The 21,369-nt window shown below is 40.1% G+C and carries 16 protein-coding genes and 1 tRNA gene; 14 read left to right on the top strand and 3 right to left on the bottom strand.

The genetic code is table 11. The annotated features are described in order from the left end of the window. Positions 1-9 precede the first annotated feature (9 nt). Positions 10-1,836, top strand: a complete 1,827-nt coding sequence (edd, locus tag NE535_RS14055) for a phosphogluconate dehydratase (protein WP_261299249.1) — start codon at positions 10-12, stop codon at positions 1,834-1,836. Between the two features lie 18 nt (positions 1,837-1,854). Next, positions 1,855-2,496: a bifunctional 4-hydroxy-2-oxoglutarate aldolase/2-dehydro-3-deoxy-phosphogluconate aldolase gene (locus tag NE535_RS14060; protein ID WP_261299250.1), complete on the top strand. Its 642-nt coding sequence runs from the start codon at positions 1,855-1,857 to the stop codon at positions 2,494-2,496. A 257-nt stretch (positions 2,497-2,753) separates the two neighbouring features. On the opposite strand, the gene pabB is transcribed toward NE535_RS14060, so the two are convergent. Further along, a complete protein-coding gene (pabB, locus tag NE535_RS14065) occupies positions 2,754-4,196 on the bottom strand; it encodes an aminodeoxychorismate synthase component I (protein WP_261299251.1) in 1,443 nt (480 codons plus the stop codon). A 156-nt stretch (positions 4,197-4,352) separates the two neighbouring features. Between pabB and NE535_RS14070 the strand changes: the two genes are divergently transcribed. Beyond that, positions 4,353-5,900, top strand: a complete 1,548-nt coding sequence (locus NE535_RS14070; protein WP_261299252.1) for a fumarate hydratase — start codon at positions 4,353-4,355, stop codon at positions 5,898-5,900. 137 nt (positions 5,901-6,037) lie between these two features. Further along, positions 6,038-8,083 (top strand): S9 family peptidase, encoded by a 2,046-nt coding sequence (locus NE535_RS14075; protein ID WP_261299253.1) that lies wholly within the window; start codon positions 6,038-6,040, stop codon positions 8,081-8,083. A 64-nt stretch (positions 8,084-8,147) separates the two neighbouring features. Here NE535_RS14075 and NE535_RS14080 read toward each other — a convergent pair whose 3' ends face one another. Continuing rightward, positions 8,148-8,315 (bottom strand): hypothetical protein, encoded by a 168-nt coding sequence (locus NE535_RS14080; protein ID WP_261299254.1) that lies wholly within the window; start codon positions 8,313-8,315, stop codon positions 8,148-8,150. Positions 8,316-8,692: 377 nt separating this feature from the next. Here NE535_RS14080 and NE535_RS14085 point away from each other — a divergent pair, with 377 nt between their 5' ends. From NE535_RS14085 to NE535_RS14095, 3 genes are all read left to right on the top strand, one after another. Then, positions 8,693-9,316, top strand: a complete 624-nt coding sequence (locus tag NE535_RS14085) for a YchE family NAAT transporter (protein WP_371931110.1) — start codon at positions 8,693-8,695, stop codon at positions 9,314-9,316. Positions 9,317-9,439: 123 nt separating this feature from the next. Then, positions 9,440-9,527, top strand: a tRNA-Ser gene (locus tag NE535_RS14090). Between the two features lie 85 nt (positions 9,528-9,612). Next, positions 9,613-10,983, top strand: a complete 1,371-nt coding sequence (locus tag NE535_RS14095; protein ID WP_261299256.1) for a DEAD/DEAH box helicase — start codon at positions 9,613-9,615, stop codon at positions 10,981-10,983. Between the two features lie 74 nt (positions 10,984-11,057). Here the strand turns inward: NE535_RS14095 and NE535_RS14100 are convergent, their stop codons facing one another. After that, on the bottom strand, positions 11,058-11,288 hold the full coding sequence (locus tag NE535_RS14100; RefSeq protein WP_261299257.1) for a hypothetical protein: 231 nt from the start codon (positions 11,286-11,288) through the stop codon (positions 11,058-11,060). Positions 11,289-12,195: 907 nt separating this feature from the next. Here NE535_RS14100 and NE535_RS14105 point away from each other — a divergent pair. The 7 genes from NE535_RS14105 (at position 12,196) to NE535_RS14135 (ending at position 21,288) form a co-directional block, all read left to right on the top strand. After that, complete coding sequence (locus NE535_RS14105) at positions 12,196-13,965, top strand: DUF885 domain-containing protein (RefSeq protein WP_261299258.1); 1,770 nt, start codon at positions 12,196-12,198, stop codon at positions 13,963-13,965. 316 nt (positions 13,966-14,281) lie between these two features. Continuing rightward, entirely contained in the window at positions 14,282-14,944 is a 663-nt protein-coding gene (locus tag NE535_RS14110; protein WP_261299259.1) for a response regulator transcription factor, read from the top strand. A 115-nt stretch (positions 14,945-15,059) separates the two neighbouring features. Next, the gene (locus NE535_RS14115) at positions 15,060-16,184 is read left to right on the top strand and encodes a M14 family metallopeptidase (protein ID WP_261299260.1); all 1,125 of its coding nucleotides are present in this window, start codon (positions 15,060-15,062) and stop codon (positions 16,182-16,184) included. 22 nt (positions 16,185-16,206) lie between these two features. Next, the gene (locus tag NE535_RS14120) at positions 16,207-16,524 is read left to right on the top strand and encodes a zinc ribbon domain-containing protein (RefSeq protein WP_261299261.1); all 318 of its coding nucleotides are present in this window, start codon (positions 16,207-16,209) and stop codon (positions 16,522-16,524) included. Continuing rightward, positions 16,521-16,802: a YeaC family protein gene (locus NE535_RS14125; protein WP_261299262.1), complete on the top strand. Its 282-nt coding sequence runs from the start codon at positions 16,521-16,523 to the stop codon at positions 16,800-16,802. The genes NE535_RS14120 and NE535_RS14125 overlap by 4 nt, the downstream gene beginning before the upstream one ends. A gap of 540 nt (positions 16,803-17,342) precedes the next feature. Then, complete coding sequence (locus tag NE535_RS14130; RefSeq protein ID WP_261299263.1) at positions 17,343-20,378, top strand: ligand-binding sensor domain-containing diguanylate cyclase; 3,036 nt, start codon at positions 17,343-17,345, stop codon at positions 20,376-20,378. Between the two features lie 385 nt (positions 20,379-20,763). After that, positions 20,764-21,288, top strand: a complete 525-nt coding sequence (locus tag NE535_RS14135; RefSeq protein WP_261299264.1) for a hypothetical protein — start codon at positions 20,764-20,766, stop codon at positions 21,286-21,288. The last annotated feature ends 81 nt before the right edge of the window (positions 21,289-21,369 follow it).

Raw genomic sequence — 21,369 nt, forward strand, 5'->3', positions numbered from 1 at the left:
AGTCTTAACATGCACTCAGTAGTTCAGGCAGTAACAGATCGTATTATCGAACGCAGTAAACATTCTCGTAAAGGGTATTTGGCTGCTTTAAATGATGCTAAAGCTAAAGGCGTTCATCGTAGCGCGTTAAGTTGTGGCAACTTAGCCCATGGTTTTGCCGCATGTAAACCTGCAGAGAAAGATTCTTTGCGTCAGTTTACTAAAGCGAACATTGGTATTGTCACTTCATTTAACGACATGCTTTCTGCTCACCAGCCTTATGAAGATTACCCGAAGCTATTAAAACAGGCCTGTGAAGATGTCGGCAGTGTTGCTCAAGTTGCCGCTGGTGTGCCAGCAATGTGCGACGGTGTGACCCAAGGTCAACCAGGTATGGAGCTAAGTTTACTTAGCCGTGAAGTGATTGCCATGGCGACTGCTGTTGGCTTATCTCACAATATGTTTGACGGTGCTTTACTACTGGGTATTTGTGACAAAATCGTTCCAGGTTTATTGATTGGTGCGTTAAGTTTTGGTCATCTACCTATGTTATTTGTGCCAGCAGGCCCAATGAAATCGGGTATTCCAAACAAAGAAAAAGCCCGTATTCGTCAAAAGTTTGCTCAAGGCTTAATTGGCCGAGATGAATTATTAGCGGCTGAGTCAGCGTCTTATCACAGTGCGGGTACCTGTACTTTCTACGGCACAGCAAACTCTAACCAGCTTATGCTAGAAGTGATGGGTTTACAGTTACCGGGTTCTTCATTTGTTAACCCAGATGATCCATTACGTGAAGCATTGAACAAAATGGCCGCCAAGCAGGTGTGTCGTCTTACTCAGCTAGGTACCCAGTACACACCCATTGGTGAAGTTGTCTGTGAAAAGTCAGTAGTTAACGGCATCGTTGCTTTGTTAGCAACAGGTGGTTCAACCAATTTGACAATGCACATTGTGGCAGCCGCTCGCGCAGCTGGCATTATTGTCAACTGGGATGATTTTTCTGATTTATCCGATGCGACACCACTACTAGCTCGCGTTTATCCAAACGGTCATGCTGATATCAACCACTTCCATGCTGCAGGCGGTATGGCTTTGTTAATCAAAGAACTGCTTGATGGTGGCTTATTGCATGAAGATGTGAATACGGTTGCTGGCTTTGGTTTACGTAAATATACCCAAGAGCCTAAATTAATTGATGGCGAGTTACGTTGGGTTGACGGTATTTCTGAATCATTAGACAAAGAAGTATTAACTCATTTGGCTACGCCGTTCCAAAAAAATGGTGGTTTGAAATTACTGAAAGGTAACTTAGGCCGTGCAGTGATTAAAGTGTCAGCTGTCCCTGAGAAAAACCGCATTGTAGAAGCACCAGCTATTGTGATTAACGATCAAAATGAAATTGATGCGTTATTCAAAGAAGGCGCGCTTGATCGCGATTGCGTGGTTGTGGTCAAAGGTCAGGGCCCTAAAGCCAATGGCATGCCAGAACTACACAAATTAACGCCTTTCTTGGGCAGCTTACAAGACAAAGGTTTCAGCGTGGCGTTGGTTACTGATGGCCGTATGTCTGGCGCATCAGGAAAAGTACCTGCCGCCATTCATTTAACACCTGAAGCGCTAGATGGTGGAATGATTGCCAAAGTTCAAAACGGTGACCTAATCCGCGTTAATGCTGCAACCGGTGAATTAACCTTATTGGTTGATGAATCAGTATTAAATGCACGTGAAGCCAGCTTGGTTGATTTACATCATTCAAGTTATGGCATGGGGCGTGAATTATTTGGTGCGTTACGCAGCAACTTAAGTAGCCCTGAAACCGGTGCAAGAAGCACCAGTGCGCTTGACGAAATTTACTAATTAAAGGAAGAGTAACGAATGTCTGACAATAACTGGTCACTTCAACCACAAGATGTATTTAAGCGTAGCCCGATTGTCCCTGTTATGGTGATCAACAAGATTGAACATGCTGTACCGTTAGCCAAAGCATTAGTTGCTGGTGGCATCAGTGTTTTAGAAGTGACTTTACGCACGCCATGTGCACTTGAAGCGATTGCTAAAATTGCCAAAGAAGTGCCAGAAGCGTTAATCGGCGCAGGAACGATTTTAAATGAAGCTCAACTTCAGCATGCTGTTGATGCTGGGTCTCAATTTATTATTACTCCAGGTGCGACCGTTGATTTGCTGAAAGCGGCTATAAAAGGCAATGTACCGTTAATTCCGGGTGTTGCGAGCATTTCTGAAGTCATGGTAGGGATGGAATTGGGTTACACCCATTTTAAATTCTTCCCAGCTGAAGCATCTGGTGGTGTTAATGCCCTTAAATCATTTTCTGGCCCATTAGCCAACATTCGTTTTTGTCCTACAGGCGGTATCAGCCCTGCTACATACAAAGACTATCTTGCCCTAGACAATGTTGATTGTATTGGTGGTAGCTGGATAGCACCAAGTGATGCTGTGGATGCAGAAGATTGGGCGCGTATTACCCAGCTTTGTAAAGAAGCATTAAACGGTCTGTAACCTGTTTAACACGATAAAAGCCAGCGATACTTGCTGGCTTTTTTGTTGCTGTTGCTAGCGTTTGTTGCTCATTTGTACTGCGTTATCGACTGCTTATGTAGAATAACTACACTACAACGTCTCTGCCTTGGACAAATAACCAATAATTCGCTGTAAAAACACCCTAAAAGATCAACAGGCCGTAGTCAATTTATCGGATTTATTTGTTTGTTTTAAATTTAGCAATATTATCTACAACAACATTTCACCAGCAATGCTCAACAGCCTCTTGTTTTTTGAAGTAAAGGTAAGATTTTGCTGACTTTATCAAAGCATTCTTGATATTCCGCTTCTGCATTCGAATCAGCCACTACTCCGCCACCTGCCCAACAGTAAATACGGTTACTTTCAGTGATCAACGTTCTGATAGTAATGCTTGTGTCCATGGTGCCATCTTGGCTGAGATAGCCAATACTGCCGCAATAGATACTGCGTCTTGAAGGCTCTAATTCTTCGATAATCTGCATAGCGCGTATTTTAGGTGCTCCGGTAATTGAGCCCCCTGGAAAACACGCTTTAAGCAAATCGCTTGCATCATATTGTGGTGCTAATTTGGCCGTCACGGTGCTGACCAAATGATGCACTGCTGGGAAGCTTTCAATGCTAAAAAGGTGCGGTACTTTAACACTGCCAGGCGAAGCGACTTTACCGATATCATTTCGCAGTAAATCAACAATCATCACATTTTCCGCGCGATCTTTTTCAGAAGCTTGTAATTTATCCGCTTGTAACAAGTCTAAAGCGGCATCGTTTAATCTGGGGAGTGTACCTTTAATCGGTTTAGTCTCAATGTTATCGCCAGCCAGTTGAATAAAGCGCTCAGGGGAAATAGACAATACCGTATGGTGTGGTAATCGAATAAAAGCAGAAAAGGGCGCTTTATTCGCTTGAGTTAATTGTTTATATGCTTGCCATTCATCGCCTTGATAAGTAGCCTCAAATCTCTGGGTTAAGTTAATTTGATAACAGTCACCACTGAGTAAATAGGCCTGAACGCGTTGAAAATGATTGAGATAGGTTTGCTTAAGTGTTTGATTGTGCCATGCAGAGGTTAAACAAAATGCAGGCTTTTTACTGACAATTTTAGCCGCTGGATCCTGTTGAATAATACTGAACAATGTGTTGCTATGGTCAACATTATCATAACTGATGGAACACCAATGTTGTTGCTGATAATCATACACTAGGCACTGGTCATAAAAGCCAATATTCAACTCATTAAAGTCGATATCTTTAATTGCACTGTTTGGCAGCTGTTCAATCGAGCGGCCTAAATCATAGCTAAATGCACCAATAGCACCGCCACTGAACGGATACTGGCAAGCCTGTTTAATGGGATATAACTGCTGTTGGCAGTATTTCAAGGCTGAAAATGGGTCAAGTGTTTCGGATTGAAGATGCTGGGCAATATTATCGAAAATAGGCTGCAGAGTGTTGTTGGTAATGTCTTTGGGCTCAAATATCACCTTGCCATTGCGGCTAATTAACGTCGCAATGGGGTTAAACGCTATGATATCAAACCGCGCATCTTGATGTTGAGCATTAGCAGAATCTAACAACATTGCCCAAGGTAAATGACTGACGGCTTCGAATAAACTTTGGGTGGTTCCTGCCCACATTAAAGGTGTTATCGTTAATGTTTTATCCCCACGCTGTTTCATCAATTTACCTTATCTAAAAAGTGCTGTAGCCCAAAAAGGATGGAAAGAGTATCATATTGGCCATAAAAGGATTAATACCTAAATAATGTTGATTAAATCAACTGAACATAAAAACGATAAACAAGTTAGGCCGCATGGCTGCTGGAGCGCCCCTATATGTCTACAAACACTGAATCGTCAACGACACCTGTTATGATTAAACAGGCTGATTTCATTGAAAGTATTGCTGATTCTTTACAATACATCTCTTATTACCACCCAAAAGATTTTGTCGATGCTATGTATGCGGCATATCAACGTGAGCAAAGCGTTGCTGCCAAAGATGCTATTGCGCAAATCTTAATTAACTCGCGCATGTCAGCTGAAGGTAAGCGTCCACTGTGCCAAGATACTGGTATCGTGACGACGTTTGTTAAAATCGGTATGAATGTCAGTTGGGATAAAACCGACATGACAGTGCAAGAAATGGTTGATGAAGGTGTTCGCCGTGCGTACACCAACCCAGATAACCCATTGCGTGCATCGATTGTTGCCGATCCTGCCGGTACGCGTAAGAATACCCGTGATAACACGCCATCAGTTGTGCATATTGATATGGTTGCTGGTAACCACGTTGAGGTGATGATCGCAGCCAAAGGTGGCGGATCAGAAAATAAATCTAAAATGGCAATGTTAAATCCATCTGATGATATTGCAGCATGGGTAGAAAAAACCTTACCGACTATGGGTGCGGGTTGGTGTCCTCCAGGCATGTTAGGCATAGGCATTGGCGGCACAGCAGAAAAAGCTGCTGTAATGGCAAAAGAGTCATTAATGGACCCGGTTGATATTCATGAGTTAATCGCTAAAGGCGCTGAAACAACTGAAGAAAAACTGCGTTTAGATATATTTGAACGTGCTAACAACCTAGGTATCGGCGCGCAAGGTTTAGGCGGTTTAACCACAGTTTTAGATATTAAAATTAAATCAGCACCAACACATGCAGCGTCTAAACCTGTGGTGATGATCCCCAATTGTGCAGCCACGCGCCACGTGCATTTTCACCTAGACGGCACTGGCCCAGCTGATTTAGTGCCGCCATCACTTGAAGATTGGCCAGAAATCACCCGTGAAGCGGGTGAGAATACCCACCGTGTTAATTTAGATACAGTGACTCAAGCTGAAATTGAAACCTGGAAAAGCGGCGATACCTTACTGCTTAATGGAAAAATGCTAACAGGTCGTGATGCTGCGCATAAACGTATTCAAACATTGTTAGATTCTGGTGAAGGTTTACCAGCGGGTGTCGATTTTACCGGTAAGTTTATTTACTACGTCGGCCCGGTTGATCCAGTCGGTGACGAAGTTGTTGGCCCTGCAGGCCCAACAACCGCAACTCGCATGGACAAGTTCACCGACATGATGCTTGATAAAACAGGCTTGATGGGCATGATTGGTAAATCTGAACGTGGTCCACAAACCGTTGAGTCGATTAAAAAACACAAAGCCGTATATTTAATGGCCGTTGGCGGCGCAGCATATCTTGTTTCAAAAGCAATTAAGAAATCTCGTGTGGTTGCATTTGAAGACTTAGGTATGGAAGCGATTTACGAGTTTGAAGTGCAAGATATGCCAGTAACCGTTGCGGTTGACTCAAATGGCGTGAATGCCCATGAAACCGGCCCAGCGATATGGAAAGTGAATATTGCTAACAGTAAAGCTTAATTTAAGCTTGTCACTGTAAAGTAATGTGACTTAAACGCTCAAGGATCTTTATTCGTTAAGGGTTGCTTGAGCGTTTTGCTTTCGTTAATCTGCCAACAAATAAACATAACACACCATAACAAGAGATAATCAATAACATGAAAACTTCTTCAGTGCTTTTAGCATTGGTTGCTGCAGGAATGGCAACGTCAGTGTATTCAGCTGAACCTTTTACTGTTCAGCACTTGGTTAATATGAATAAAATCCATTCATATGCAGTTTCCAACGACGGTAACACCTTAGTTTATGGTGTTAAAGTGATTAATGATAAAGGTGAGGCTAGTTCTGATCTTTACGCACTTGATTTATCCAATAAGTCAGCCAAGCCAAAACAATTAACATCAGCAGCTGGCACTGAGCATGATGTTAATTTTGCTGCTGATAACAAAAGTATTTACTTTCTAGCCGATCGCAGTGGCAGTAGTCAGCTGTTTCAATTATCACTCAATGGTGGTGAAGCTCAGCAAGTAACAGACTTACCGCTTGATGTGAATGGCTATAAATTATCGCAAGATGGCACGCAAGTTGTGATGACAATGCGCGTGTTTCCTGAGTGTAAAGATTTAGCCTGTTCAAAAGATAAATTTGCCCTAGAAAAAGATCGTAAAACAACCGGACGTGAATATAAGCAATTAATGGTACGTCATTGGGATACGTGGGAAGACCATGCCCGTAATCATTTATTTGTGGCCAATATTAACGGTAAAAAAATTACCGACGCGATTAATGTGACTCAAGGCCGTGATACTGAAACACCGCCAAAGCCATTTTCAGGTATGGAAGAAGTGACATTCTCTCCTGATGGTAAGTATGTGGTTTATAGCGCTAAAGCGCCAAGTCGTGATCAGTCTTGGACCACCAATTATGATTTATGGCAAGTACCGGTTAGCGGCGGTGAAACGGTTAATTTAACCGAAGCTAATAAAGCGTGGGATGCACAGCCTACCTATTCAGCAGATGGTCGTTACATGGCTTATCTAGCAATGAGCAAACCAGGATTTGAAGCTGATCGTTACCGTTTAATGTTACTTGATACCGTAACGGGTCAAGAAAAAGAAGTCGCGCCTTTGTGGGATAGAAGCCCAAGCTCAATAAACTTTAGTAAAGATGGCCGTACCCTATATGTCACCGCTCAAGATGTTGGTCAAGTATCCATATTTGAAGTTAATCCGCAGTTTGGCGATGTTCGCCCAATTTACAACGATGGCAGCAATAGCATTGTTGCGGTGACAAATAATCAAATTATTTTCAAAAATGCCTCTTTGGTTGAACCCGGTGATTTGTACACAATAAGCTTAGAGGGCGAAAACCTACGCCGTTTAACGGAAGTGAACAAAGAAAAAGTGGCTGACATTCAATTTGGTGAATTTGAACAGTTCAAGTTTAAAGGCTGGAACGACGAAACGGTTCACGGTTATTGGATTAAACCTGCAAATTATAAAGAAGGTGAAAAATATCCTATTGCCTATTTAGTCCATGGCGGTCCACAAGGATCATTTGGCAACTCATTTAGTGGTCGTTGGAATGCTCAATTATGGGCTGGCGCTGGTTATGGTGTTGTAATGGTAGATTTCCATGGCTCAACAGGTTATGGACAAGCATTCACAGACTCAATCAGTCAAGATTGGGGTGGTAAGCCATTAGAAGATTTGAAAAAAGGCATGGCTGCAGTGACAGAGCAACAACCTTGGTTAGATGCTAATAATGCCTGTGCGCTGGGTGGTTCATATGGCGGTTACATGATGAACTGGATTCAGGGACATTGGAGTGATGGTTTCAAGTGTCTAATTAACCATGCTGGTTTATTTGATATGCGCTCTATGTATTATGTAACAGAAGAGTTGTGGTTCCCTGAATATGAATTCGGTGGCACATATCAAGATAACAAAGAGCTTTATGAAAAGTTTAATCCAGTCAACTATGTTGAAAACTGGAAAACGCCTATGTTAGTCATACATGGCGAGAAAGACTTCCGTGTACCTTATGGTCAAGGTCTAGCAGCATTTAGTTTTATGCAGCGCAAAGGGATCCCGTCAGAACTGTTAATGTTCCCAGACGAAAACCATTGGATTTTGAATCAAGATAACTTACAACAGTGGTATAAAAATGTATTTGGCTGGATGGATCGCTGGACAGCTAAATAACCACATAAAGTGATTTGTACTAAAATGTGATGTCAGCAATGGCATCACATTTTTTTTAGCGGATTTACGCTGATTCTTTCAAGGGAAAATTGTGGGGCAGGTTCATATCAACAGGTTCAATGACGCGGGCTTGATTCGGCTTGGTTATCCACAAATAATAGGTCATTCTTCTTCGCGAACTACTGAATTTACGGCTATTATTCTTTAGGCTAACTTTATTACGCAGTGCCATAAAAATCCTTGTTAACATTTTTATTAAACAGAAATTTTTTGTTACATGTCATTGTACAGTAATTAAGAGGCCAATTACATAAATTGGTCATATGTTTTGGTCTACTTACACCTTAAATAAGACTGTGATTGAAATATCAGCAAAAATAGCAATTATATATTGCAGGATTGATAGATGTTTATCATTAGGTGTAGCTTAATTACATTTTGTTTTTGCTAAGCAATACTTAACACAGTAACGTGATATCAAAATTTCTAATGTGAAATAGACCATTTTATAGAAAATATCACTTCTATAAAGGGAACACTTACATTAAAGTAACGCTCCTTTTTGTTCGCGATAAACAAATTTCTTTAGAGGATCCCTCATTGGATTACATGCTCTACATTAAGTTCTTTTTAGGACTATTGGCCATTATTAACCCAGTTGGGCTATTGCCGGTTTTTGTGAGTTTAACTAGTCATCAAACCGACTTAGAAAGAAAACACACTAACAAAGTAGCTAACTTTGCCGTTGTGGTTATTCTGTTTGTCACCATCATTGCTGGCCAACATATTTTAAATATGTTCAGTATTTCATTGTCGGCATTCCGTATTGCAGGTGGTAGCTTGATATGCATCATTGCAATGTCGATGTTGCAAGGTAAGATCAGTGAAGTAAAACGTAACCAAGAAGAAGACCGTGAATCTTCTGGGATGGAGTCGGTTGCTGTTGTCCCTTTAGCTTTGCCATTAATGGCAGGACCTGGGGCAATTAGTTCGGTGATCGTCTTTGCGGCAGAGCATAATACATTTATCGATTTCATTGGTATGTTCAGTACCGTGCTGGTATTTGGTTTGTTGAGTTGGGCATTATTCAATATGGCTCCAGCCATCTTTAAGCTATTAGGTAAAACCGGTATTAACGTGATTACTCGTTTGATGGGGTTATTAATGTTGTCTCTAGGGATTGAGGTGATTGCTGCAGGTATAAAAGGGCTATTTCCTCAGTTGATGGGTTAATTACTTAATTTTGCACAGCATTTGTGCAAACACTAACGCGTTAGGTATTTTAGCTTGACCCACCCGTGCCATTTGCGTAAAGTAGCGCCCGCAGAGCTGATTGGCTCTATAAAACAATCTTAAGGTGACGTGTCCGAGTGGCTGAAGGAGCACGCCTGGAAAGTGTGTAAAGGGCAACCTTTCGAGAGTTCGAATCTCTCCGTCACCGCCAAATTCTAAAAGAAAGACGTCTTCGGACGTCTTTTTTGTTTATAATGACTTCCAATTATTGCCATTCACCTTGTTTGAGCGCCTCTATGACATTTTTATCTCTCGGGTTAAACCCCATTATTGTCGATAACCTGACTACTTTAGGTTATGAGACTCCGACCGCTATTCAACAAAAAGCGATCCCTGAAATTCTTAAAGGTAAAAATGTTATTGCAGCGGCACAAACGGGTACAGGTAAAACCGCCAGTTTTGTATTGCCTATTTTAGATAAATTGGCAAAAGCTGAAACGGTTCGCAAAAAAAGAATGCGCGCGCTCATTTTAGCGCCGACACGAGAGTTAGTTTCTCAAGTTCATCAAAATGTTCAACGCTATGCGCAGGGGTTAGCTTTGCGATCTATGGCAATGTACGGTGGTGTTGACCTTAATGAACAAAAAGCGGCCTTAATTGATGGTGTCGACATCGTTGTAGCAACGCCGGGTAGATTATTAGATTTATATACTCAACGTGCCTTGCATTTTGATGAGCTTGAAGTGCTGGTATTAGATGAAGCTGATCGCATGTTAGACATGGGCTTTATTGAAGATATCAATAAAATATTAGAAAAGTTACCGGAAGACAGACAAAACTTATTGTTTTCAGCCACCTTATCTAATCAGGTGAGGGTGTTAGCTAAAACGGCGGTACGTAACGCCGTAGAAATTACCCTTAATAAAGAAGTGGCGACTAAACCCAAAATCGAACAATGGCTAACCACGGTAGATAAAGATAAAAAGTCGGCGTTACTAAGTCACCTTATTCAACAAAATCAGTGGCAACAAGCATTAATTTTTATTGAAACCAAAGCGGGCGCGGCAAAGCTTGTTAGCCAGTTAGCCAAACGTGACATTGTGGCTGAATGTATTCACGGTGGCCGAAGCCAGGTGATCCGTGAACAGCTTTTAGCTGATTTTAAGCAAGGCCATATTCAATACCTTATTGCTACAGGAGTTGCTGCAAGGGGGATTGATATCGACGATTTACCCGTTGTTGTTAACTATGACTTGCCGTTTCCTGCTGATGATTATATTCATCGAATCGGCCGAACTGGGCGTGCAGGTGCAAGCGGATTAGCAATATCATTAGTGTCAAAAGATGATTTTAAAAACCTGTGTATGATTGAAAGTCGTTTAGGTGAACTGATTGAACGCAAAGTGATAGCAGGTTTTGAACCGAAAAAGCCTATTCCGATCTCTGTGTTAAATTTTGTACCTAAAGCCAGACATAAATCGAATGACGATAAAAATAACCAAGCCACATTGTCTTTAAATAAAGGTAAAAGCGCGGTGAGGGGAAATAACCATGAAGGTGGCACTGAACAACACACAACACAACGTGCTTCAAAACCTGCAACGCATTTTAAACATGATACTGATAAACCTTTACCGCTGGATCCTTGGGGAACAGCTAAAAAGTAGTGAGTATTGTCATTCCCCTTATTGAATGGACTGTGTAAGGGGAATAATGGCTTTAGTACATGCTGTTATTGATATCAAGCATTATTAATTTTGTGCGTTAAATCATATGCATCTTCTGTGACCAAGCGTTCAAGCACTTCAACTCTATTACGTAATGCCTGTAATTCATCGTTGATCGATTTCGACTGATTACGGTATTCATTTGCAGCAGATAATTGCTTTGCTCTTAACTTCATAATACTGATCACAAAACTCCCTATTATGGCTAAAATAGGGATTAGCAGTGCCAACGTTGCCACGTTCATATTCATTCCTTATATCTAACAACACGCAGTAATGGTGTTGATACTATGTATGGTTAAGCATTGGATTGCCAGTGACATTTGTCATTTCCTATACAAGTAACACTCTGTTTAACTATCAAAGTTTAACAATCAAAATCGCCAGTAAGCTGCTGTAATCTTGGCTTTTAGGATTAACGTTGTAATTTTATATAGTCGTAAAGCCGTTAACAATCTTAGGCTATGTTGATCTTTGCTGGTTGTGTTTTGTTCGAGATAAAAACGAATTAAGCGTGGCGAGTGGCGTGCTGCATGGCAACCTAAGCGCGCTTTGTTTGCAGAAAGTTCACTCAACAAAGCTTAACTCAACAAAACTTAATTCATTTTTAGATGAACCTTCTTATTAGGGCCTGTTGATCTTTCAAGGTTGTTTTTGCAGCGAATTGTTAGTCATTTGTACAAGGCAGAGACTTTGTGGTGTAGTTATTCTACATAAGAAGTCGATAACGCAGTACAAATGACCAACAAACGCTGCCCGAAGGGGTCGGCTAAAAACGTTTTACTCTTTGTTGAATGGTTTTTGCTTAGATGATTAGGCATCAATCCATTCGCCTCAATTAAAACGTTTTTAACTCGAACAAAATTCAACCAGCAAAGATCAACAGGCCCTAGTAATCACAACCTGTTAAGGTCAACCGTCTCAGCATTTGCGGAAATTCACTAGCCGCATCATGGTTAAATTGAATCTTAATTAAATCGAGTTTTTAAATAAGATTCAATTGTGTGACAAGACATTTCAAAGGTTGAAATACTTCTGCAAAAACTTAAAAAAGATGGTTAACTATTGGCAAACATTTATACCCGCATTCCCAACGTTGTTTCATATACGTTGGTGGCTTGATTACATTAACTAAAACAATAAAGGTTTGTTATGAAAAAGGCGTTAATTTCACTTTCTATTGCATTGGCTCTTACAGGCTTAACCGCCTGTAATGAACAGGCAAATACAGCTTCTACCCCAGCAAATGTTCAACAAACGGCAGCTGTGTCATTTGCCGACTTTTCACAGGCATTTATTGATGATTTATGGCAGCTATCACCAACATGGGCAATGTATAACGGTAAACATGTTAATGATGGTTACCTTGAAGTGCCAAACCAAGCTAGCAGAGATAAAACATTAGCTTTTGTGGCTAAACATAAAGCACAACTTGCCACATTTGATCAAAAATCACTGACAGCCAATGAGTTAATTGATTACAAGTTACTTGAAAATTTAGTCAATAACTTTGAATGGGATATCAATACCTTTAAATCATGGCAGTGGGACCCATCCAGTTACAATGTTGCTGGTGGATTTGCCCAAATCATTAATGAAGACTTTGCACCTATTGATGAACGTTTAGTCTCTGTCATTGCGCGTTTAGAGCATGTACCAGCTTATTATCAAGCGGCTCGAGACAATATTAATAATCCAACGTTACCGCACACCCAATTGGCCATTCAGCAAAATCAGGGGGCATTTTCAGTCCTTAGCGAAGACCTAGCGACTAAAGTGTCTGTTTCCGGTTTAACGGATGAACAAAAGCAATTGTTCAACAGCCGTTTTACGGCGGCGAAGACGGCTATTAACCAGCATATTGAATGGTTAAAGGCGCTCGAAAACACGCTGCAAACTGAGGGTGCTCGAGATTTTAGAATTGGTGAAGCACTTTACGAGCAAAAATTTGCCTTAGATATTCAAGCTGGCATGACAGCGAAACAGCTTTTTGAAAAAGCCGTTGCAGATAAAAACCGTGTACAGGCAGAAATGGCTAAAATCACCCATGATATTTGGTCAAAGCATATTGCAACACCAAAACCTGAAGATGATAAATTGGCCATTCGTCAACTGATTGATGTGTTATCTGCTAATCATGTTAAGCGTGAGAACTTTGTTGACGATGTGCGTCAGCAAATTCCTGAATTGGTGAAGTTCGTCAATGATAAGAAGCTCATTACCCTTGATCCAAATAAACCGTTAGTCGTTCGCGAAACGCCTGAATACATGCGTGGTTTTGCTGGCGCATCAATCAGTGCCCCAGGCCCATATGAAAAAGGCAGTAACACTTATTATAACGTTACGCCTTTAGATGGCATGAGTGATGAATCTGCCGAAAGCTACTTGCGTGAATACAATCACTGGATCTTACAAGTACTGAATATTCATGAAGCTATTCCGGGGCATTACACACAGTTAGTGTATTCAAATGAATCTCCAAGCCTAGTAAAAAGCTTATTTGGAAACGGTGCTATGGTTGAAGGCTGGGCAGTATACACTGAACGTATGATGCTTGAAGAAGGATACGGTAACTTTGAACCTGAAATGTGGTTAATGTACTACAAGTGGAATTTACGCGTTATTGCGAACACCATTCTAGATTACAGTATTCAAGTTAAGGGTATGGGAGAAGTAGAGGCGATTGCTCTGATGGAAAATGAAGCGTTCCAACAACGTGCTGAAGCTGAAGGCAAATGGCGTCGCGCTACTTTAAGCCAAGTACAATTAACGAGTTATTACTCTGGCTATCGTGAAATTTACGATTTCAGGGAAGAACTCAAAAATGAACAAGGTGAAGCGTTCGATCTGAAACAGTTCCATGAAACGTTTTTAAGTTATGGTAGTGCACCGGTTAAATATATCCGTCAATTAATGAAGTAATCTTTGATGAGATTATTGCAAGCCCAAAAAGCCTGAATATTCAGGCTTTTTCATTATAACAGCCCCCATTTTGGATAATCATCGACATTGCCGATGCTTAATCATCAAAGTCAGACCGTATACTTTTTATCCTCGTGCAATGACATGGTATCAAGCCATTGCCTCAATAAAGTGTTTGCAACTGCAATAACCCTCAGCAGGCCTTCACAATCAATTTAAAAAGCTAACACATTGGGACAATTTTTTTAATCAAAAGTAGAATAATGCACCTTCACATGTTAATCTTAATGCAAATCGTTATCATTTGTGGTGTGTTGTGAAAAGAATACTATTAATCGAACAAAAAGTTGAAGCAGGTTTTGATTTTGGTAAAAAACTGAATGAAATAGGCTATGAAATTTGCATTGTTAATGATGCATTTCAAGCATTAGTCCATTTAGAGTCGCATTCATTTGATCTTGTTCTAGTGGATTTGGCGATTCCAAAAATGGATTCGTTTTGGCTGCTTGTTGCCCGTAAATGCCACACGCCAGTCATCACTTTAGCCAATACCAATGATGTGCTTGAAAAATTGAATGCATTCGAACTCGGTGCCGATGATTATTTATCAAAGCCCTTTAATATTCGTGAGCTACAACTGCGTATGAATGTGATTAAACGTCGCGGTCAGCTTGTTGAAAATGCCATCAAGCAGACCATGATTGAATTTGATGATACAGAGTATTCATTAACCTGCAGCGGCCATAAAATTACGTTAACCAATACCGAATATCGTTTGTTTAAATACCTTTATGAGCGCCAGGGTGAAGTGGTAACCAAAGAGGAATTACAACAACGGGTGTTACATAAAAAGCTTGGAAAATTCGACCGCAATCTCGATATGCATATTAGTAATACCCGTAGAAAACTAGCAGATCGTAATTTATCGCGTGATTTAATCAATACCGTAAGAGGGCAAGGTTACAGCTTTAACTTTTAACAGTTCACACAAATAGCCGTATTTGGTAAGCTATGCCGATAAAAATAGCCAACACAACCGCAATAATTGCAATTCAGTGTGGGCATAAGCGGTACAACTTACTAAAGGATTATCTATGCGGATCAGTGCAAATTTTGATGGCGGCAATATTGAAGTCATTAATATCGATAAACACGATGATATTCAACTTGCGATCAAACCTGATTTTGGTGGTGAGTTTTATCAGTGGTTTAATTTTCGTTTAGAAGGTGCAGTAGGCCAAACCTACACCATGCATATTAATAATGCTGGCACCGCATCTTATCCAAAAGGTTGGCAAGATTACCAAGCCGTAGCCAGTTATGATCGCCAGCAATGGTTTCGCGTGCCTACATCTTATCAAGACGGTAAGTTAACCATTGAAGTTGAGCTAGACTGCGAAGCCATTCAAATTGCCTATTTTGCACCTTACAGCTATGAACGTCATTTAGATTTAATCAGCGAAGTGCAATTACACCCATCGGTCAGTCTAGAGCATCTTGGTTTAACCCTAGATGGCCGTGACATGACCTTATTGAAAATCGGTGATGGCGACGAAGACAAGAAAAACATCTGGATCACAGCCAGACAGCACCCAGGTGAGACGATGGCTGAATGGTTGGTTGAAGGTTTATTAAGCCAACTGCTAGATGGTGATAATCCAACGTCTAAGTCTTTACTGGATAAAGCCAATTTTTATGTTGTTCCTAATATGAATCCAGATGGCAGTGTGCGTGGACATCTTCGCACCAATGCCGTTGGCACAAACTTAAACCGCGAGTGGCAGACGCCGAGTTTAGAAAAAAGCCCTGAAGTGTATTATGTTGTTAACAAGATGAAAGAAACGGGCGTAGATTTATTTTATGACGTACATGGCGATGAAGGCTTACCATACGTATTCCTTGCAGGCTGTGAAGGTGTGCCAAATTACACAGATAAAATGGCCCAACTACAAAATAAATTCGTATCATCATTACAGTTAGCCAGTGCAGATTTTCAAACACAATATGGTTATGACAAAGATGAACCCGGTAAAGCTAATCTAACCGTTGGCTCTAATTGGGTTGCCAATACCTTCAAATGCCTATCTAACACACTTGAGATGCCGTTTAAAGATAATGCCAATTTGTCAGATCCATTTGTAGGTTGGTCTCCTGAGCGTAGTATCTATCTTGGTGAAGCGTCATTACTGGCAATGTTAGCGGTTGTTGACGATTTATAATAAGTAAGAAGGGTTTTCATTAATGGCATTAATTGAATGTCCTAAGTGTCAAAAGCGGATTTCCAGTCAAGCTAAACAGTGCAGCCATTGCAAAGTAAGTTTGGCCGGAAATACCGAAACATTATCTAAAATCAGTCATATTCAACACTCGAATAAACTGATGAACCACAGCTTGTTTTGCTTAACACTGTTTATTGGTGGAGCCGTCGCTTGGTTTTGGGGCGGAGAGCAAGCCCAAGGTATACAGGCCATTGCAGCTGTGTCGTGTTTTGTTATTGGTTTTGTAGGTTATTTAATTACGCGGGTAAGACTCGTGCTACATAAGCGGAAATCTGTATGAATGATATCAACAAAGTCATTGATGAAATGCCAGAGGAAGTTTACCAAAGATTGGTGTCAGCCACCGAGCTTGGTAAATGGGAAGACGGTACTGTGTTGTCTGAAGCCCAACGCGAAAATACGTTACAAGTGATCATGCTTTATCAAGCCCGCAAACTTAAACAAACTGATCATTTTACGATTGGTGCGGGTGGTAGCATCAATGAGTTGTCTAAAACTGAACTCAAGAAGCAATTTAAGGGTGAAGCGATTGCTGAGTTTAAAGAGGCTGATATTTAGGCCGTTTGGCTACATCAACTCAACCTTGGCTTACAAATGAATAAACCAGTTTTAAATAGCTAATATTTATTCGCTTATAGTCAAACTGAACTTTATGTGCTGATAACAAGGCAAATTACTCGGTAATCACTTGTTTATTGTAAGTGAATTGAACGTCGTAATATTTATAAGTTAATGTTTTATAAGTGTTTCATGTTGTATGTAAAAGTTAAGTTGCGTAACCATTAAAAAAGCGAGCCATTGGCTCGCTTTTTTTATCAGTAAACTGTTTCTAATCAAGATATTAATCTCTTCAACGCTAGTTAAAGCAGAATAAATGACCATCAGGCTCTGTGTAAAGCCGACAAAAGTATTCCAAGCCTCAATCGTTGCTATTACCTGTATCTTGCGTAAATCATCTTGTTTCAAGGTTTAGTATTGATTGCTTATTAATAGGGTATTGAACATCTTATATACTTAACCTGTTCATTAAGTTATCTTTAATTACACAAAATTTTATTGATTATCGCGATGTGCTGTTATTCAGCGAACAGGTTATTTATGCAAATTAAGTTTGATGCATCAGTCGTATATTTTAAGGGTTTATTTGAGCCGTTTGTTGGCCGAATGGTGTATTTTTGCATACTCATGATGTCTTGTTTTCCCCCAGCGTTAGTCAGCAGTGCTGAGCTGACATTGTATGATGTATCTGAGCCCTTTGTGGTTAACGTTGGTGAGGATGGCAGTTACCCAAATGGATTTATTACTTCCATTATTCAAGATAGTAATAGGGATATTTGGTTTGGCACTTATGAAGGATTAGTGCGTTATGATTCGCACGACTTTACAAGTTACAAGCATGATCCCCAAGATAATAAAACCATTTCAGGTAATCTCATTACCCATATTACGCCAGACAATGATGGCGGTATTTGGATTTCCAGTTATTCAACTGGCTTAACCTACTTCAATATCAATAAACAAATTTTAACTCAGTACACCGAACAGACAGAAACTCAACCAGGTTTAGCATCAAACATCGTTATGGCGACATTGCTTGATGGCGACACGTTATGGGTTGGAACCGCCAAAGGACTAAATCTGATTGATCTTAAGGATAATTCAATCAAATTTTTTGACTATCATCTTGATAAAGATGCGAAAAAAGGTGGTGTGACGTCATTAGCCAAAGATGCCGAGGGTAAAATTTGGCTTGGAACGACAAAAGGTTTGTATTTTGTTGATCAAGCTAACTCGATAATTGTGCCTGTATTAACACCCAGCATAAAGGGCAAAAGCGTTTACCGCTTACTTTATTCAGATCAAAATAAACTTTGGTTAGGCACTCAAAAACATGGTATTGCATATTTAGATACCCACACCCAGCAAGTTACTTGGTTAAAGTCTTCAAAATCACAAGACATGGATACTGCCTGGGTAATGGACTTTACTGTAGTGAATGACACTGAAATGTGGGTTGCCACTTTTGGTGGTGGTATCGTGATGGTCGACCAGCAAAAAAATAAAATCAAAGGCCATTTAAACCATCATAAAAAAGGTAAAAAAGGCTTAGTGTCCAATGATGTCAGCACAGTGTTTATGAGTGAAGATAAGCAGGTGTGGATTGGACATTGGGGTAAATATGTCCAAAAGACAAACCTGCAAGTTACATTTGTGAGAACATTTGATATCGCATCCTTTGGCCTTTTTGATGAAACGGTCAATGCAATAACCGAATTAAACAATGGGACTTTATTATTAGGTAATGACCAACTTATAGCTGTCACGATAGAGAATAACGCGCTAGCGGCAAACTCAATCCCAAGCGTTGAGCATGCGTTAAATCAAGACATCATAACCACCTTATCGCAAGACAGTCACGGCAATATTTGGGTCGGAACTCGGCAATCTGGTTTGCTACAGTTTGATGAGCAGTTTGCGCTAATTAATCACTTTAACGACAAAAATGATTTTCCTCATCAAGTCATCCGTTTCTTAATACCATCATCTGATGGTGGTATGTGGATAGGCTCGAATGGCTTGAGTAAATGGGACCCCAAGCAAGGCTTTATCCATTTTAATATCCCTGCCAATAATCGTCTGCAAAGTGAAAGTATGCTTGAAGCAACAGATGGAACATTATGGTTGGCATCATTTGGGCAACTTTATCGCGTATTGCCTCAATCAAATAAGCTCGAATTAGTCATTAAAAATGTCAGCGATATTCATCCCTTAGCGGGAAACTTAATTAGCAGTTTGGTTGAAGATAAACAGCAAAATTTATACTTTTTGTCGAATAATCGCCTGTTCTCATTATTGACTAGCAACAGTAACGCAATTGAGGTTGAACTTGCTCCTTTGTATGCCGACTTCAGTATTGATGGTGTTCGAAATTTAGTGATAGATGCAGCACAAAACATCTGGACAGACAAAGAGTTTATTGATTTAGCTGCAAAGTCCAAAACAAAATTTTATCGTCGAGATGGGATTGATATTGGCACGGGATGGAATGGCGGAAAATTAGTCAGTCACAATGCTAATATTTTCTTTGTCGGAAGTCGGGGATTAATGGTAATCGATCCTAAGCTAGCTGTAACGGCTCCAATTAGCAGCAAAGTTTACATCACTAATTTAGCTTTAGATGGAAACTCTCAACGACTATCCAATGCCGAAGTGATGATTAAACCTGAAACTTCCGAAATCACTTTTGAGCTTAATGCGAAAAACTTTAATGATTCCTCTGTCATGCAATACCAATATCGACTTAATGGTATGAGTGATGAGTGGATCCCGATTTCATTTAAACAACGATACATCACCTTTAGAGATTTACCCCCAAGGGAATATCTGTTTAGTGCAAGAGCTAAAAATATAGACAATGGTGCTATCAGTCTTGAAACTTCCTATGCCTTCAAAGTACTTCCGCACTGGTTTGAAACGGTTTGGTTTAGAGGCTGCGCTGTATTAGCCTGTTTGGGGTTGATCTTTTTTGGGCACGCGTTAAGAGTTAATTTAGTTAAAAAGCAAAATGCGGAACTTGAATTACTTGTTCAAGAGAGAACAAAGGAATTGGAACAAAAAAATGCGCACATTGAAGAGCTAGCCAATCACGATCCGCTAACTTCACTGCCTAATTTAAGGCTTGCTACCGATAGATTGTCGGAAGCCTTAAAGCGTTCTAAACGTGACAATAACATGACCGCAGTGATCTATTTTGATTTAGACGGCTTTAAGTTAATTAACGATACTTATGGGCATAATACCGGCGATTTTATTCTTCAATCCGTTGCCGATCGTGTAACCAAATTAATTAGAGAAACCGATACCTTATGTCGAATAGGTGGTGATGAGTTTTTACTTATCTTAAGTGGTATCGAGCGTCGTGAGTTAATTGAACAATTATGTGAACGCATACTCAACGAATTTACCCAAAGTGTAGATTGGGAAGGGCATCAATTAATGATCAGAATGAGCATTGGCGTAGCAGTTTACCCAATTCACGGTGAAAACGGTAAAGCGTTAATTCACCGTGCGGATACCGTCATGTACCAAGTTAAAAAAACCGGTAAATTTAATTATAAAATCGATGATTTTTAAACGAGTAACATGGCAGGCACGTTAATCCTGTTACATAGCCTGTATCGTGGTAATTTATCCCTTTAGTTATCCTTTTATTAAGGGTACTGTTTTTGTATACAGTGATAATGGTTTTTCGCAGGTATCTTGATTACATTGACAATTAATCAGTCTAAAGTCGCACAATAAAGAATCGTGTCTTGTTATAAGTATCAGATATTTAATGATTAAAATTTTTAAGCCATTGCAATATCCACTTTTAACGCGCAATCTCGCTTTTATTTGACAGTCGAGTTAAATAAAACTGCTTTACATCAATAAGATAGTAAATGTAGGATGTTATAAATCAATAACTTGTATGGCCGACTTTATCGGGCGTGCCGTTCAATAAGCTGTTATAAGCCTTATGAATATATATGAAGCATTAGAGTTTTTAAAAAAACATCAGCCACTACCAACTGATGAACAAATTTCAGCGAATGAGATTGATACATTTAATAAGGTTATGAACTACTTTATTGATAATCCAGATGAACGATGTATTCCGTTGATGATGAATGCATTCGGTGACGAAGATGGTTTTGGTGTGTATCAGTTATGCGATGATGTATTTAATAAATATGAGCCTTCAAAAGTGATGCCTCATATTAAATTAGCATTAACGAGTGAGTATTATGGTGTTCGTTATTGGGCTAGCCAGTGGGCAATGGATATTAATGATATAGGCTTGTTTCCTGAGTTGAAGCTTATGCTCCAAAATCCAATAGATGAAGAAGCACATTATTACTGTGTTGCTGCATTAATGGATATTTGGAATAAAATACCTGAAACAGAAGTCTCAGATACAATAATTCATTTTGGTTCTCTATCTACTAATCCTGACATATTAGAGTTAATAGAAGAGCATAAGAATGTGTTAGCCGGCTTATAATCGGGTAGCTGGAGGTATCTAGCCTCCAGCCCCCACACCACCCTGCATGCGGCTCCGCACAGGGCGGTTCATTTAGAACCC

The sequence above is a fragment of the Shewanella holmiensis genome, assembly GCF_025370255.1.
GTDB classification, from domain to species: Bacteria; Pseudomonadota; Gammaproteobacteria; order Enterobacterales; family Shewanellaceae; genus Shewanella; species Shewanella holmiensis.